Origin of the sequence: Granulicatella sp. HMSC30F09, from assembly GCF_001806915.1 — a bacterium.
Classification (GTDB): domain Bacteria; phylum Bacillota; class Bacilli; order Lactobacillales; family Aerococcaceae; genus Granulicatella; species Granulicatella adiacens.
Genome location: NZ_KV786435.1, coordinates 12,855 through 28,517, shown reverse-complemented (window position 1 = coordinate 28,517; position 15,663 = coordinate 12,855). Strand labels below are relative to the sequence as shown.

General features: G+C 38.0%; 13 protein-coding genes. 9 read left to right on the top strand and 4 right to left on the bottom strand.

What is annotated here, in order from left to right; translation table 11 throughout:
• Window positions 1-599: 599 nt before the first annotated feature.
• A complete protein-coding gene (gene trpS, locus HMPREF3103_RS08100) occupies window positions 600-1,595 on the bottom strand; it encodes a tryptophan--tRNA ligase (protein WP_070439127.1) in 996 nt (331 codons plus the stop codon).
• Window positions 1,596-1,890: 295 nt separating this feature from the next.
• On the opposite strand from trpS, the gene spxA reads away from it, so the two are divergent.
• Window positions 1,891-2,289: a transcriptional regulator SpxA gene (spxA, locus tag HMPREF3103_RS08095; RefSeq protein WP_070439124.1), complete on the top strand. Its 399-nt coding sequence runs from the start codon at window positions 1,891-1,893 to the stop codon at window positions 2,287-2,289.
• A 128-nt stretch (window positions 2,290-2,417) separates the two neighbouring features.
• Here spxA and HMPREF3103_RS08090 read toward each other — a convergent pair whose 3' ends face one another.
• Together HMPREF3103_RS08090 and HMPREF3103_RS08085 are read right to left on the bottom strand one after the other, a co-directional pair.
• Complete coding sequence (locus HMPREF3103_RS08090; protein ID WP_005607126.1) at window positions 2,418-3,026, bottom strand: response regulator transcription factor; 609 nt, start codon at window positions 3,024-3,026, stop codon at window positions 2,418-2,420.
• Window positions 3,019-4,080 (bottom strand): sensor histidine kinase, encoded by a 1,062-nt coding sequence (locus HMPREF3103_RS08085; RefSeq protein WP_246826969.1) that lies wholly within the window; start codon window positions 4,078-4,080, stop codon window positions 3,019-3,021. Before HMPREF3103_RS08085 ends, HMPREF3103_RS08090 begins: the two co-directional genes overlap by 8 nt.
• Window positions 4,081-4,233: 153 nt before the next feature.
• Here HMPREF3103_RS08085 and HMPREF3103_RS08080 point away from each other — a divergent pair, with 153 nt between their 5' ends.
• The 5 genes from HMPREF3103_RS08080 to HMPREF3103_RS08060 all read left to right on the top strand — a co-directional run bounded on the left by HMPREF3103_RS08080 (window position 4,234) and on the right by HMPREF3103_RS08060 (window position 9,365).
• Entirely contained in the window at window positions 4,234-5,178 is a 945-nt protein-coding gene (locus HMPREF3103_RS08080) for an ABC transporter ATP-binding protein (RefSeq protein WP_070439121.1), read from the top strand.
• Window positions 5,175-6,239 (top strand): ABC transporter permease, encoded by a 1,065-nt coding sequence (locus HMPREF3103_RS08075; RefSeq protein ID WP_070439118.1) that lies wholly within the window; start codon window positions 5,175-5,177, stop codon window positions 6,237-6,239. The genes HMPREF3103_RS08080 and HMPREF3103_RS08075 overlap by 4 nt, the downstream gene beginning before the upstream one ends.
• Complete coding sequence (locus HMPREF3103_RS08070) at window positions 6,226-7,383, top strand: ABC transporter permease (RefSeq protein WP_070439115.1); 1,158 nt, start codon at window positions 6,226-6,228, stop codon at window positions 7,381-7,383. Before HMPREF3103_RS08075 ends, HMPREF3103_RS08070 begins: the two co-directional genes overlap by 14 nt.
• A gap of 493 nt (window positions 7,384-7,876) precedes the next feature.
• Window positions 7,877-8,560: an adaptor protein MecA gene (locus tag HMPREF3103_RS08065; protein WP_070439112.1), complete on the top strand. Its 684-nt coding sequence runs from the start codon at window positions 7,877-7,879 to the stop codon at window positions 8,558-8,560.
• Between the two features lie 55 nt (window positions 8,561-8,615).
• Window positions 8,616-9,365 (top strand): NADPH-dependent oxidoreductase, encoded by a 750-nt coding sequence (locus HMPREF3103_RS08060; RefSeq protein ID WP_070439109.1) that lies wholly within the window; start codon window positions 8,616-8,618, stop codon window positions 9,363-9,365.
• Between the two features lie 50 nt (window positions 9,366-9,415).
• Here HMPREF3103_RS08060 and thrC read toward each other — a convergent pair whose 3' ends face one another.
• Window positions 9,416-10,906 carry a threonine synthase gene (gene thrC, locus HMPREF3103_RS08055; protein WP_070439106.1) on the bottom strand — a complete coding sequence of 497 codons (1,491 nt, stop codon included), beginning with the start codon at window positions 10,904-10,906 and terminating at the stop codon, window positions 9,416-9,418.
• A gap of 302 nt (window positions 10,907-11,208) precedes the next feature.
• Between thrC and HMPREF3103_RS08050 the strand changes: the two genes are divergently transcribed.
• From HMPREF3103_RS08050 to HMPREF3103_RS08040, 3 genes are all read left to right on the top strand, one after another.
• Window positions 11,209-12,945 (top strand): ABC transporter ATP-binding protein, encoded by a 1,737-nt coding sequence (locus tag HMPREF3103_RS08050; protein WP_070439103.1) that lies wholly within the window; start codon window positions 11,209-11,211, stop codon window positions 12,943-12,945.
• Entirely contained in the window at window positions 12,938-14,743 is a 1,806-nt protein-coding gene (locus tag HMPREF3103_RS08045; protein WP_070439100.1) for an ABC transporter ATP-binding protein, read from the top strand. The genes HMPREF3103_RS08050 and HMPREF3103_RS08045 overlap by 8 nt, the downstream gene beginning before the upstream one ends.
• A gap of 183 nt (window positions 14,744-14,926) precedes the next feature.
• Window positions 14,927-15,610: an LPXTG cell wall anchor domain-containing protein gene (locus HMPREF3103_RS08040; RefSeq protein ID WP_256365586.1), complete on the top strand. Its 684-nt coding sequence runs from the start codon at window positions 14,927-14,929 to the stop codon at window positions 15,608-15,610.
• The last annotated feature ends 53 nt before the right edge of the window (window positions 15,611-15,663 follow it).

Genomic DNA, 15,663 nt, shown 5'->3' with positions numbered 1-15,663 from the left:
TGGAGTTAGGAATGATTTCCTTACTCCACCTTTGAAGCTTCAAAGGTGAGAGACATAAGGCTCGAACCGGTGTCCCACTATAACTCTTTCAATAATAAAATTGATGTTTTAAAGATAATCAAAAAGAATGCCCGTAAACGTTATAAGGTTTAGGTGGATCCTATCAAGAATTGTTAAATAGCCTACTTTCCTTTGCAATGGGAGATAAACTAAGAAAAGTTCACTTGTACATAAAGAAAAAGAGCCCCTCGGCCTTTATAAGGTTCGATTTCGCCGCGCTAATTTAATTAGAAAGTAATCATTTAGCCTTTTTCATTTTGCGGTGTGAGATAAACTATTTTAGTAGATTTATCTCATAGAAAGGTTTTTGATTATCCAAAAACATCAGTTTATTGAAAGAATAGTGGGGAATTACATTGAATGTGAATTAGGTGGAGTTAGGAAGGATTTCCTTACTCCACCTTTGAAGCTTCAAAGGTGAAAGACTTAAGGCTTGAACCGGTGTCCCACTATGACTCTTTCAATAATAAAACTGATGTTTTAAAGATAATCAAAAAAGACCCATTCTAGAAGAATGGATCTCATTTATAAAAAATAGTTTATCTCACTAAGCCTACCGCCTTTTCCATCTTGCGTAGTGTTTTATTCGCTACGTAATTTGCTTTCTTAGCACCCTCATCCAAAATCTCATCCAATTTATCAGATTTCAACAACTCATAATAACGCTCTTGAATTGGTTCCATAACTGCGATAATGGCATCGGCTAATTCTTCTTTAAATTGACCATAACCTACGCCTTTGAAGCGTGACACTAATGATTCAATACTTTCACCAGAGAAAGCAGAGAAGATGGTTAATAGGTTCGATACGCCAGGTTTTTCAACTGGGTCGAATTCAATCACACCACTTGAATCAGTAACAGCGCTCTTAATCTTTTTACGAATCACAGCTGGTTCATCAAGCATGCTGATGTATTCTTTTACGTTTGCGTCTGATTTACTCATTTTTTTTGTAGGTGTTTGAAGACTCATGACACGAGCTCCTGCTTTTGGAATAAATGGTTCTGGCATCACAAGTAATTGGTTGCCATTTCCATAGCGACTGTTGAAGCGTTCAACGAAGTCACGTGTTAATTCCATATGTTGTTTTTGGTCTTCTCCAACAGGGACCACTTCAGCATTATATAAAACGATATCAGCTACCATTAGCGGAGGGTAGGTTAATAACCCTGCCGAAACGGATTGTTGCTTTTGAGATTTATCTTTGTATTGCGTCATGCGTTCTAATTCACCAACGCCGACATTACATTGTACGATCCATGCGGCTTGTGCATGTGCTGGAACTTCCGATTGAACGAAGATGGTTGATTTTTCAGGATCCAAACCAATCGCAAGGTAAAGTGCTGCAAGCGAACGAGTTTGCTCTTTTAATTTCTTTGGGTCTTGTGGAACAGTTATCGCATGTTGGTTTACGATACAGTAAGTACAATCATACTCATCTTGAAGTGCCACGAAGTTTTTCATAGCTCCAATATAGTTCCCAATGGTTGGAATTGCAGAAGGCTGCACGCCAGAGAAAATTCTTTTTTTAGACATAGTAGTGCTCCTTAAAGTTTGTAGTTTTATTATACCTTATTTTGAAGGGATTTTCATGAAAAATAAAAATAATATTTTTCAGTGATTGTGAATACAGTCAAATTCCTAAAGTCTGTTTCTATCAGAATGAAAGCGAGTGAAAACTATTTTGAAAGAATAAAATTTTCATTAATTTTGCAAAAAGTTTGTGAAAATCAAAAATTTTTTCTAAAATCATATAGATTTTTTTTAATATATCATATATAATAATACACGTATTAAAGCCAGAGTATCATATTAAAGGAGGACATAGCGAATGGTTACATTATATACCTCACCAAGTTGTACATCATGTCGTAAAGCTCGAGCTTGGTTAGAAGAGCACAACATTGATTACACCGAAAGAAACATTTTTTCAGAACCATTAACAATCGATGAAATTAAAAACATCTTGCGTATGACAGAAGATGGCACCGAAGAGATTATTTCAACTCGATCTAAAGCCTTTCAAGAGTTAAAAATCGATTTAGATGAAGTCCCTTTGAATCAACTATTTTCATTAATCCAAAACAATCCAGGATTACTACGTCGTCCAATTATGTTAGATGAAAAGAGATTCCAAGTGGGATATAACGAAGACGAAATTCGTCGTTTCTTATCAAGAGAAGTACGAGCATATGAATTAGATATGGCTCAACGTCTAGTCAACTTTTAAAGAAAACTAGTCCCGAGAATTCAGGGCTTTTTTTGTGCGCAAAATGAATTAGTTATTTGGAAAAAGATGGAAATAATCATTCACAAGCGAACTGCTTGCAAAAAAGGAACTTCTATTGAAGTTCCTTTTTATAATTCTTTATAGTAATACACAGCCAGTTGTGTACGGTCTCTTAACTCTAACTTTTCGAGTAAAGCGGATAAGTAATTTCTAACGGTTCCTTCGCTGAGATACATTTTCTCAGCGATTTCTTTATTGTTAAAGCCTTCTGCAACTAGATAGAGCAGTTCATTTTCACGTTCGCTTAAATGAGCGCTTGATTTCTTCTCAAATGTTTTCTTCACCGGCATTTCTATCGTTGAATCATAAACAATTTGCCCGTTCATTACTGCTTCGATGGCTGGCAGGATGCCTTTAATATGTTGTTTTAATAAATATCCCTTACAACCAATCGAAAGTGCTTTGGTAATATACTCATCATCTTGGAAGGTCGTTAGGAATAAAATATTTGCTTTTGGAAAATCCTTTAAAATTTCATGTGCTGCCTCAATTCCACTAGTTGGTTCCATACGAATATCCATCAAAACGAGGTCTGGTTGATGAGTAATATATAATTCAACAGCATCACGCCCGTCGTTTCCAGTCCCTACTACTTCAATATGGTCTTGAACAGATAGAATGGTTTCTAAGGCTTGCAAAACTAAAAAGTCATCGTCGATAAGAATCGTTTTAATCATGGGGCTCCTCCTGTTTAGGAATACGGATAAAGATGTCATATCCGTTTGTAGTTTGTAGTGTCATAACTCCTTTATGTTTCTCTACGAGTTCTTTCATCATTGTGAGTCCCATTCCCGGGGTTATATTATGAGTTTTGTTCCCGTTATCTTTATATTGAATCGTATAATAATTGTTCTGTTCTAATAAGAACAATTGAAGTTGATTTCCATTTGAATACTTCATAAAGTTCGTAATCATTTCCTTACAAATGGTAAGGATATCGTATTTCAAACCGATGGGGATCTCATCAGAGATTGTGTTTTGATAATTGACTTGCGCCTTCTTCTCAAGGGGATGAAGGATTTCATCCATCTTTTGAGAAAGTAAGAAGGAGTCATCATAAAGGTTATGAATGGTTGAACGGATTTCGTTCATTCCGCTTTGAAGAATTCCTGAAACTTGTTCCAATTTTTTCTCCACAACAGGTTCATTAGTGATAATTTGTAGGGCTTCTAGTTGCATAATCGACGCACTCAACGTATGTCCAATTTGATCATGCAAGGCATGGGAAATACGGTTACGTTCTTTGAGAGTAGCCACCTCCATCTGTTTTAAGGTTTCTTCTTGGCTAAATTGCTGCCTTTGAAGTAGAATCAATCGTTCATGCTCCAAGTCGTCTTGGATAAGGTGACTCTTTATTCTGAATTTTTTATCATAGCTACTACGCAAAATAAGATATGTTCCAATAACGGTTAGTAGTAATGTTAATAGATTTGGACGTAGTAGAAGGAGAACTCCAGTAAAAATTCCTGGGGGTCCAAACAGTTGAACGGCATGCATGATGAAAATTGAAATATACAGTACACACTCAGGAAAGACAATACATAATGCACCAGAAATTATCAAAGCAATGCGTTGTATCCAACTATTTTCAAAAACTTCCATGGATAGAGAGAAAATAAAAATACAAAGTCCTAGAAAGATTGTAAAGACCTCTACTTGTTGTCCCATCAAATACATACTAATCAGAATAAAGAACATTAATTTCTCTAAAAAAGTCCGCAAACCTCTCACCTCCGACGCTCTTTCTTTCAGTGTAGCCCAAATAGGGAGAAATATCTACTCATTTATGACAAATGTCATATGAAACTAACGACATTTGACACTAGTTTGTGACAAGCATGCTGGATATACTAAGAATGTAAAAACAATCAATGAGGTGAAGAAATGGAAAACAGTATCCAAGTAAAAAGTCTTGTAAAACGATACAAAGACTTGATGGCATTAAATCATTTTGATATTGAAATTCGTAAAGGAGAGCTTTTAGCGCTTCTTGGACCAAACGGATGTGGAAAGACAACTGCGATTAACAGTATGTTAGGATTTTTAACCTTTAATAGTGGTGAAGTAACGGTTCTAGGAGAAAGCAAGTTTCCGTTATCCAATAAAGTACGACGCGAAATTGGGATTGTTCCACAGGATTTAGCGTATTTAGATAATTTAACTGTAGAAGAAAATATTGATTTCTTCTGCGGTTTATATATTTCAGATTCTAAGCAACGAAAACAATATGTACAAGAGGCAATTGAGTTTGTAGAACTACAAGATTTCCGGAAATTCGTTCCAAAAAAATTGAGTGGGGGGTTGAAACGCCGCTTGAACATCGCCTGCGGAATCGTACATAAACCAAGTCTCATTTTCTTTGATGAACCAACTGTGGCGGTTGATACGCAAAGTCGCTCTTTTATTCTTGATGGAATTCGTAAGCTTAATGAACAAGGGAGTACGATTATTTATACAACTCACTACCTTGATGAAGTAGATGGTTTAAGTGACCGAATCGTGATTATGGATAAAGGGAAGAGTATTGTTTCAGGTACTTCTCAAGAATTGAAAAAATCTATTGCAACTTCTGAAATTATTCAAGTAGAACTTTCAACAGTTCCAACAGAAGAACAAGTAGCTCGCTTAAAACAAATTCCGCACGTTCTTGTTTTAGAGCAACATAAAGATCATCTGAAATTCAATTTCGAACAGGGAACGAATCACTTGCTTCACGTGGCTAACGCCCTTGAAGAATTGAACTTGAGCTATGTTCGTTTATACAGTGAACAACCAAGTTTAGACGATGTGTTCCTTGCATATACAGGGAAAGGACTTCGAGATTCATGAAGACATTCTTAAAATTATTTACTTATTTATCAAAAGACGCATTAAAAGATTTTTCATTCTCGTTCTGGGTGTTACTTTATCCGATTATCTTGGTTTCAATCTATTTCGTGTCTTTTTCAGGGATTATGAATCAAGATATGGGTACAGTTCGTGTAGCCATGAAAACAGATAATCCGTATCATTATGTATTTGAACAAGCGGGAGACTATTTTGAAATTATTGATGTTGATTCTCAGGAGGCTGGGAAAGAACTCGTAACAGATGATAAAGCTGACGGATTCGTTGACAATAACTTAGATGTATTCGTAAGCAAATCATCGGGGGTTCCCCAAAGTGTTTTGAAAAATGTAGTGACACAAATTAAACAAGTTCAAAGTTTGAGGCAAGGCGCAGCAACCATCGACTTTAACAAGAGTTGGGTAACCCAGGAAACGACTGATGTCAGTCAAGGAACGATGTTGTTTTACACAGCGATTGCCAGCTTCACGATGTACTCGTTGTTTACCGGTGTCGTTTGTGCAGCGTACTTAAACGGAAACTTATCGCCAATTGGGCGCCGGATTATGGGTAGCCCATTTAGCAAAGGCAAACTCATAATCAACTGCTTTATGATTGGCTTGTTACTCAATATCGCTTCAAACGCTATTTTACTTGTCTATATGACACAAGTATTGAAAATTAATCTATTCGCAGATTGGGCGGGTAGTCTTCTTCTCATATTGCTAGGAAATGTGTTTGGTATTGCTACAGGGCTTCTTATTGGAACTAATCAAAAACTAACAATACAGGGAAGAATTATGTTTTCGTTAATCATAAATCTCGTCCTTTCAGCACTCGCTGGAATGATGGGGACAGCCATAAGAGGATTTGCCAATACCTTTATGCCAGGATTTAACCAATTTAATCCAGTCGCATTAATGGTTACAGGATTTTATCAATTAAACCGCCTCGTAGGAAGTGCAGATCTCAGCAGAATTTACCTTTTACTTGGCATCTACACACTAGCACTTCTAGGATGTGCACTATGGAGATTAAGGAGAACACGTTATGATAGTCTATAAATATTTTCTAAAACTTGCTTATCGATTAAAATCATATGCGATTATTTTCCTAGTCATCTTTATGGCAAATGGCCTTTCTCATGTGCTAGGAAACAACGAAGTCACAGGTTTCAAAGATACACAATATAAAGTTATGATTAAAGACGAATCAGATGGCAGTAGCGAAATTATGAATGCACTCGTCGCCTCACTTCAAAAGGCTCATAAAGTTACACTCACAACCATTAGCGATAACAGCATGAAAGAAGCTGTGTATGCAAATGATGTGGATGGTGCACTTTGGATTCCGTCGGACGTTGCTGAAAGAATCAATAATGGCGAGTCAGCCGTTACTATGGAAATTGGAAATTCTCTGAACGGAAATATCCTTCGTGAGTATGTTAATTCGTATATTCGCTATGCGGTTGTATTGAAAGCTCAAGGCAACTTCAGCGTTGAAAATATGAATAATATTTTAAGCGAGCAAGCATCAGTGAGTGTCATTTCAAAAGACACCACACTTAAAGATGACGATTACTATGCAAAATTTGGTAAATTCTACTTTGCATACACACCGTTCGTTTATATCTCAGTATTTATTTTCTTACTTGGTTTAATCTTTGCCTTACTTGAAAAGGATGAAGTCGCGAAACGAATCATCATCGGTATGAAGAGTGTAAACCAAGTGACGATTGAAAAATTCCTCGGTGGCTTAACGGTCGTTGGAATTATCGTCGGAGTCAACTTACTATTCGTGGCCATTGTAGCAACAAGCTTTTATGTTAGTGCGGGGGCTCCAAAGGCGTTAATGCTCACTTTTGCGATGGCACTAACCGCCTACGCTCTGGCCTTTCTTTGCTCGGTGATTATCGGGGATAACACGTATGGGTATTCTGCAGCAAGTACAGTAGTGGGGATGGGCATCTCCTTTATTTCAGGGATGTTCATACCGTTAGAGTTGCTCAATCCAGTAGCTATTAGCATTGCGAAATTCTTTCCAGTGTATTATGTCATGACGGCAACCAAAAACCCATCACTAGAATTCTCAAGCTACGCCATGAATCTAGGAATGGTCCTCTTATTCGGAGTCTTGTATTTAGCACTAGCCTTTAGCATCCAACATATCCGAATAAGACAATTCGGCCTCACCCTCCGCAAAGCCTAAGCCTTATAAATAAAAGAAAAAAGTATCGTCGTTTCGCGCCCAATTCCATACTATTCACCCTTCCAAAAATAAGAAATACGAAGGTTTTAGCACCTTTTCAATCAGCTTGGTATGGGGTCAAATTGAACAGAATAAATAAAAAAAGATTACGAAGAATCTTGCGGATTTTATAATCGTAGTAACGGGGAATCGCATCGAAGAAGAATCACGCGGAGTAGGAACTTGTTCCATACTCCGCGTTTGAAGCTTCGAAGGTGTAAGACCAAGGCTTACACCGGTGCCCCGTAACAGCGATTATAAAGAGAATCCGCAAGGAATTCGCAGTAATCTTTTTTTAGTATATTTGAACGCAAGTTCAATTTGCCCCATCTCAAGCTGTTTTTCAACAAACACAAAGCACAAACCAATTTGTATTAGTCTTCCAATCGTATTTCTTTTATTTTTTTCAGGTTTGGTCTAGAATAGATAGATAAGGTAAAAAGGGGTGAATATTATGGAAATGGAACGCATTAACGACGATACATTCTTGTTACGTATCGAGAACCAAGATCTCATCGACCGTGGTACATCAATACCTGAATTACTTGGAAATCCAGGCGAAATCGAAAGCTTTTTCCATAGTATTTTAGAGGAGATGGGCGTCTTGAATCAATTCGAAGATTCAGACGGATTGAGTTTTCAAATCATGCCAAATCCAGATGGCCTAGAACTCTATGTGACACGTATTGTGGACATGGGAGATGAATCGACAGACGAGCGTATGGTGCGCAATATCGTCGATACGATTCAACATTCTCTAACAGACCGTATTGGGAAGAAGCGTAAAGAGGATAAAGAAGAAGGAAAAATTTCTCCAAAACCAGTCATTAATACGGAAGATAAATCTTCAACATTGAAACCAATCGATGTGACAGTTGTCTTTGAAGACTTCGAAGACTTTGTTTCAATGGCAAAAGAAACAGCAGGAGAGTTTGAACAATCTGTTCTATATCGCTATAGTGGACATTACTTCTTACATGTTTTCCATCCAGTGAAAAAACCAGAGGAAGTCGCTGCGAAAATGGCGCTTATTCGTGAGTATGCAGAGTTCTCAAGAATTTCATGGGAAGTGTTGCAAGAATATGGCGAAGTGATTATGGATAAAGAAGCCCTCGAAACAGGCAAACAATATTTCTAAAAACCAAAAAGAGTTGAGCAGTCGACTCTTTTTTTGATACAAAGGAGCCATCAAAATGAATGAAACCATCAAAACACAATTAAATCACCGTACGATTCGTGCGTTTAAAGACCAAACATTGACAAAAGAAGAAGTGGATTTACTAGTAGAAGTGGCGCAAAGAACAGCTTCAAGTATGTACTTGCAAGCTTATTCGATTATTAGTGTGACAAATCCAGAGTTGAAGAAGGAATTAGCTGCCGTGAGTGGACAATCTTATGTGGCTACTAGCGGACATTTATTCGTATTTGTGGTGGATCAAAGACGTAATACTGAAATTGCAAAAGCCTTAGGACAAGAAGTTGGAGTTCAAGGTAGCGCAGACCGTTTCGTATCGGGGTTAACAGATGCAGTGATTGCAGCTCAGAATGTTGTTGTTGCGGCAGAATCTTTAGGGATGGGGACAGTTTATCTAGGTAGTTTTTTCAACGATACAGCTAAAGTCGTTGAATTGTTAAATTTACCAAAATACACTTACCCAGCAATCGGTTTAGCTGTGGGATGGCCAAATCAAGAGCCTCAATTAAAACCACGCCTTCCAAAAGAAGTGATTCATATGGAAAATGGATATCGTGAGCTTGAGAATCCACTAGAAGAGTTAAAAGAGTATGATGCGACTGTTACAAAGTACTACGACCTTCGCGATGCTAATCGTCGAGTAGATGCCTTTACAAAACAAGTGTCTACAAAATACCATACGCTTGGTGCGAAACGAGCTGAAATGCTCGATGTTCTTAAAGCACAAGGGTTCTTAACAGAAGGGTAAAAAAGAAGACAAGAAATAGTCGATTCGACTTTTTCTTGTCTTTATTTGTTTTATTGAATGTTTAATGAATCTAGGACAGATTGTTTCATGCCTTCGATTGAAAGAACTTTTGTATGACGGATTGGCGCATCCAATACACTTGTTACAGCTGTTGGAATGGCAATGCCGCTTTCTTGTTGAATCGCGTTCATCAGTTCTGCGTCGGATTGATTCGTATCCACGTCTAGTGCTGAAAGTACGCTTTGTGGGAATTTGTATGGACTAGCAGTCGATACCACCACAGTAGGAGTGGCGTCTCCTGTTTCTTTCTTATATTTCGCATACACAGCATCCGCGACCGCAGTGTGTGGATCTAATAAGTAATGCTCACTCTTAAATACATCATGAATCGTTTGAGCGGTTTCTTCTTGGCTTGCACGATTTCCGTAAAATTGTTTGAAGAGAGCCGTATCTGTATTTGGAACAGAGTAGCTTCCGCTTTCTTTTAGGGAAGTCATTAGTGCATTTGTTTTGTCTGAGCTTCGTCCTGTTAATTCGAAGACGAAACGCTCAAGGTTACTTGAAACAAGAATATCCATACTTGGAGAACTTGTTAATTTAAATTCGCGAAGTCGGTTGTATGTTCCTGTTTGGAAGAAATCAACAAGCACATCGTTTTCATTTGAAGCGCAGATGAGTTTATTGATTGGCACACCGATTCCTTTTGCGTAGTAGGCTGCTAGGATGTTACCGAAGTTACCAGTTGGCACCACAACGTTCATTGGGGCGCCAATTGCTAGAGTGCCGTCTTTGACTAATTGTGCATACGCGAATACGTAGTACACGATTTGTGGGCAAAGACGTCCGATATTAATCGAGTTAGCAGAAGAGAATTGGAATCCTTTTTCTGCAAGTGTTGCGTTTAACTCTTTATCCGCAAATAACTCCTTGACTTTTGTTTGTGCGTCATCGAAGTTTCCTTCTACACCGTAGACAAATGTGTTGTCGCCTGCTTGTGTGACCATTTGGCGTTCTTGGATGGTACTTACGCCGCCTTTTGGATAGAAGACGATGATGTTTGTGTGAGGTACATCCGCAAATCCTGCAAGAGCAGCTTTCCCAGTGTCTCCAGATGTCGCTGTTAGAATCACGATTTCTTTGTCAGATTTGTTTTTCTTAGCGGAAGTTGTAAGTAAGTATGGCAAGATGGATAGTGCCATATCCTTGAAGGCGATAGTTCTTCCGTGGAAGAGTTCCATAAAGTGACGGTCGCCAACTTTTTTCACAGGTGCGATTTCTTTAGTATCAAACGTTGTATCATATGCTGAATGTACGCAGGCTGTGATTTCTTCTTTTGTAAAATCTGTTAAAAATGCAGATAAAATTTCAATGGCAATTTCTTGATAGCTTTGATTTTTTAACACTTCCCAGTCCAAAGTCACTTCTGGGAGGGTAGTTGGTACGTATAATCCGCCGTCTTCAGCGATTCCTTTTAGAATGGCTTGAGAAGCGGTCACGCGATTGTTTGTGTCTCGTGTACTAATGTATTGGATTGTGGACACTTGAGTCCCTCGCTTTCTAAAATTTCGTTTGGCTCATTGTACCATAAATCGCGGTGCAAACACAAAACACTGAGCTACTATCTATGAAAAACATTCGATTGGAGATTCTATTTTTGTTTTTTTAAAAAGAAAGAATTCCCTTAAAATAAAATGAAAATTCGGTTAAAAAATAAAGGATTTCATTTGAAAACCTAGTCAAAGCTTGATAAACTTATTTTAGTAATTCTTAACAGAATGCTTGTCTTTGGCGTGTGCCCAGAGGCAGTTTTTTATTATCAAAAATCATAAAAAGGAGTGAAAAAATGCTAAAACAGATTCTTCCGTTTTTTAGTAAGTATAAAAAATATCCTTTCTTAGCGTTTTTTGCCATTTTAATCGAGGTGCTCTGTGAAGTAGCGCAACCGATTATTATGAAGCAAATTATCGACGAAGGGATTCCAAATAAAGACTTAGGCTTTATTATGCAACAAGGGTTCGTTATGATTCTTGTAGCGATTGTATCTCTTTCAGCTGGAGTTCTTGGTGCGAAATTTGCATCGATTGCGGGGACTGGAGTTGCCGCAGAGTTACGTTCTGCTGAAATGAAGAAAATTCAGGCTTTCTCATTTAAAAACATCGATCACTTCTCAAATGCTTCTTTGATTACGCGTATGACAAGTGACGTGAACAACATTCAAAATACTGCCATTATGACTATGCGTATTTTAGCGCGTGCGCCAATGATGTTTATCTTCGCTATCTTCTTTGCAGTAAGCATTAATGCGCAATTATCACTTGTCTTCATGGTCGCTGTACCAATCTTAGTGTTATCGCTAGCCCTTATCATTTCTACAGCCTTTCCTCGCTTTAGAAAATTACAACAAGCAACAGACGGCATTAACCGTACACTACAAGAAAACTTTATCGGAATTCGCGTTGTAAAATCATTCGTACGTGAAACCTTTGAGAAGAAAAAATTCGGTAAAGAAAACTCTACATTTAGAGAACGTGCCTTACATGCGATGTATGTCGTAATGTGGAATAACCCAATCATGCAGTTAACGATTTATGCGGTAACAATTGCTGTGATGTGGTTTGGGGGTGGTCTTGTTATCAGTGGAACGATGACAACAGGAGACCTTATCAGTTTCATTTCTTATATCACACAAATCTTGATGTCCCTCATGATGATTTCATTCGTTTTCGTGATGTTGACAATGACAAAAGCTTCTATGGATCGTATCTTCGAAGTATTGGATACAAACATCGATGTGGAAGAACCAGAATACCCAATTACGGTTGATAAAGTTTATGGTGAAGTGGAGTTCGACCATGTTCATTTCTCATATGGAAAACAACAAGATGAAGAAGTGTTAAGCAACATCAACTTCAAGATTAAACCAGGTGAAGTATTTGGAATTATCGGGCCAACCGGTTCTGGAAAATCTTCTCTTGTACAGTTGATTCCTCGACTCTATGACACTACAGCAGGGACTGTTCGCGTGGGCGGACATGATGTTCGCGAGTATCGTTTTGCAGACCTTCGTCAAAATGTATCAATGGTATTACAAAAGAACACTTTATTCTCTGGAACGATTCGTGAGAACCTCTTGTGGGGAAATCCAGATGCTACAGAAGAAGAGATGATTCAAGCGGCTAAACATGCACAAGCTCATGATTTTATTATGGAAATGCCAGATGGCTATGATACTCGTGTAGAACAAGGTGGTTCAAACTTCTCTGGTGGACAAAAACAACGTCTTACAATTGCACGTGCAATGCTACGTAAACCAGCCGTGTTAATCTTAGACGATTCAACATCAGCGGTTGATACAGCGACTGACTCGAAAATCCGTGAAGCGTTCTTCAACCATTTACCAGATACAACGGTCATCATTATTGCCCAACGTATTTCATCTATTCAAGGAGCAGACAATATTCTTGTGTTAGATGATGGTAAAGTAAACGGACTAGGAACTCACGAAGAGTTAATGGAAACAAACGACTTGTATCGTGATATTTATGAAACCCAAATGAAAGGAGCCAAAGGAGATGAGTAAAATTAAAGGGCCAAAACGTCCAGAAAACATGAAGCAAACTTTGGCAGACTTATGGGGGTATTTATGGAAGAGTAAGATGACTCTTGCAGTTGTTGTGGTCTGCTTAATCATTTCAAGTGCTTCTGGAATTATCGGAACGTATGCGATTCGTCCATTAATCAATGATTTTATTGAAACAGGGGATTTAGCAGGATTGGCGAAAATGCTTGGTTTTATCGCGATTGTTTATGTGCTTGGAGCAACAGCCAGCTACTTCTCTGCGCGTTTAATGGTCACAGTTGGACAAAATACCATCGAGAAAATGCGTTCAGATTTATTCAATCATATTCAAGGATTGCCAATTCGTTTCTTTGATACGAATAAGCATGGGGACTTAATGTCTCGATTTACAAACGACTTTGAAAATATTCAAAATGCTTTTAACAACAGTATGTTAATGATTATCAGTTCAACGCTTCAATTAGTATTGACGTTTGTGATGATGGTCATCCTTTCACCAATCTTAACAGTGCTTCTGATTGCGATGGTATTCTTGATGTTCCAAATTGTGAAACAACTAGGGGCGAAGTCAGGAAAACAATTCGCTGCGCAACAAGCGATTCTTGGACAAGTGAATGGATTCGTGGAAGAGCATATTGAAGGGCAAAAAGTCGTTAAAGTATTTAACCACGAGCATAAAGTGCTTGATGAATTCAATAAACTCAACATTGAACTTCAAGAAGCTGCCAATAACGCACAATTCTATTCAAGTATCATGTTCCCAATCTTAGGGAACATCAGTTATGTGAACTATGCGATTACTGCAGCAGTTGGGGGATACTTAGTGATTATTAACGCGATGGATATTGGAGGACTTGCCTCATTCCTACAATTCTCAAGAACTTTCGCACAACCACTTGGTCAAATGTCTCAACAAATGAACGTACTTCTTAGTGCGATGGCCGGGGCAGAACGTATCTTTGCCATCCTTCGTGAAGAACCTGAAGTCGACGAAGGAACTGTTACTTTGGACCAACGAGATCCAAATCAATGGTACTGGGTGGATGGCGACAAACGTATTCCGGTTGTCGGAAATATTCAACTACACAATGTTGACTTTGGATATGTTCCAGGAGTGCGTATCTTAAAAGATATCAATGTTTGGGCTGAACCAGGATTGAAGGTAGCCTTTGTAGGGGCGACTGGTGCTGGTAAAACGACTATTACGAACTTAATCAACCGTTTCTATGAGATTGATTCTGGTGTGATTACATTTGATGAGATTCCAGTAACAAAGATTAAGAAAGATGACTTACGTAAGACAATTTCTATCGTGTTGCAAGATACGCATTTATTTACGGGTACTATTGCGGATAATATTCGCTACGGTAATTTAGACGCGACGGATGATGAAGTGATTAAAGCGGCGAAATTAGCCAATGCCCACAGCTTTATCAAACGTCTGCCTCAAGGATATCAAACAGAAATTACAGGGGATGGCGAAGGCTTGTCTCAAGGTCAACGTCAATTACTTGCGATTGCACGTGCTGCCGTTGCTAACCCTAAAGTATTGATTCTAGATGAAGCAACAAGCTCAATCGATAGCCATACTGAAGCGCTAATTTCACGTGGTATGGACCAATTGATGGAAGGCCGTACTTCATTTGTAATTGCGCACCGTTTATCTACGATTCGTAATTCGGACGTGATTATGGTAATGGATCACGGTGAGATTATCGAACGCGGAGACCATGAAAGTTTAATGGAAAAACATGGTGTTTACTACAAACTCTATACAGGTCAAATTGAATTGGATTAATTTGATTCAGAAAATATTTTGTAAAAAGCCTTTAATCTTAGGATTAAAGGCTTTTTATAAGCGTTAATATCCGAAAAACAATTCAAACAAAATTCATACAAAAATAATAAATATTGAACTTTATGAAGAAAAGATGTATAATTATTGTGATGAATTTTAAGGAGCTGATTTGCGTTGAAAAAAATGAAATTTTTATTCATTGTTGCACTGTTGTTAGGCTGGTTTGGATATTTCACGAACAATGTTTTTGCAGAAGAAATTCAAAAAGTAAACTTCTCGAATCTTACAGAGATTCAAAAAGCAAATATCCAAAAAGGCGAGTTTACGGAGTTAGGAAACCAGGATCGTATTTTGCTTGTTTATGCATATGATAAAGGGGCATGTCAATTACCTGCAACATTACCAAATACAGGAACGAATTCTAATGTCATTTTTATGACTTTAGGGGTGCTCGTGTTGACTAGTGCAGGATATTTTGTGTTTTCTAATAAAAAACATAAAAATATAGTATTAACAATCGGATTAGTATTATCTGGAGCTTTGGCTACAAGCGCAACTATTTCTGCATCAGAATTCACGCAGGAAGAAAGTTGTTATAAATATATTGGTTATATTAGAGAGAACGTATTAGTCGAAGCAACAACAGAAACTGCATCCTCAGAATCAGATGAAGAAGTTACTGTTGAAACAACAACTGCAGAAACAACAACTGCAGAAACAACTACTACAGTACAAACTACTGAGGCTCCAACAACAGAAGCACCAACGACTGCTTCTCCTGTAGCTGAAGATCCTTCAACTGAGACAACAACAAGTATTACACCTAGACCATTCCCGCCAGGTAGAGGTTCTAGAACACCACAATAATTCATTTAAGACATCGCCGCAATGAGGCGGTGTTTTTTTGTTAGAGGCTTTCA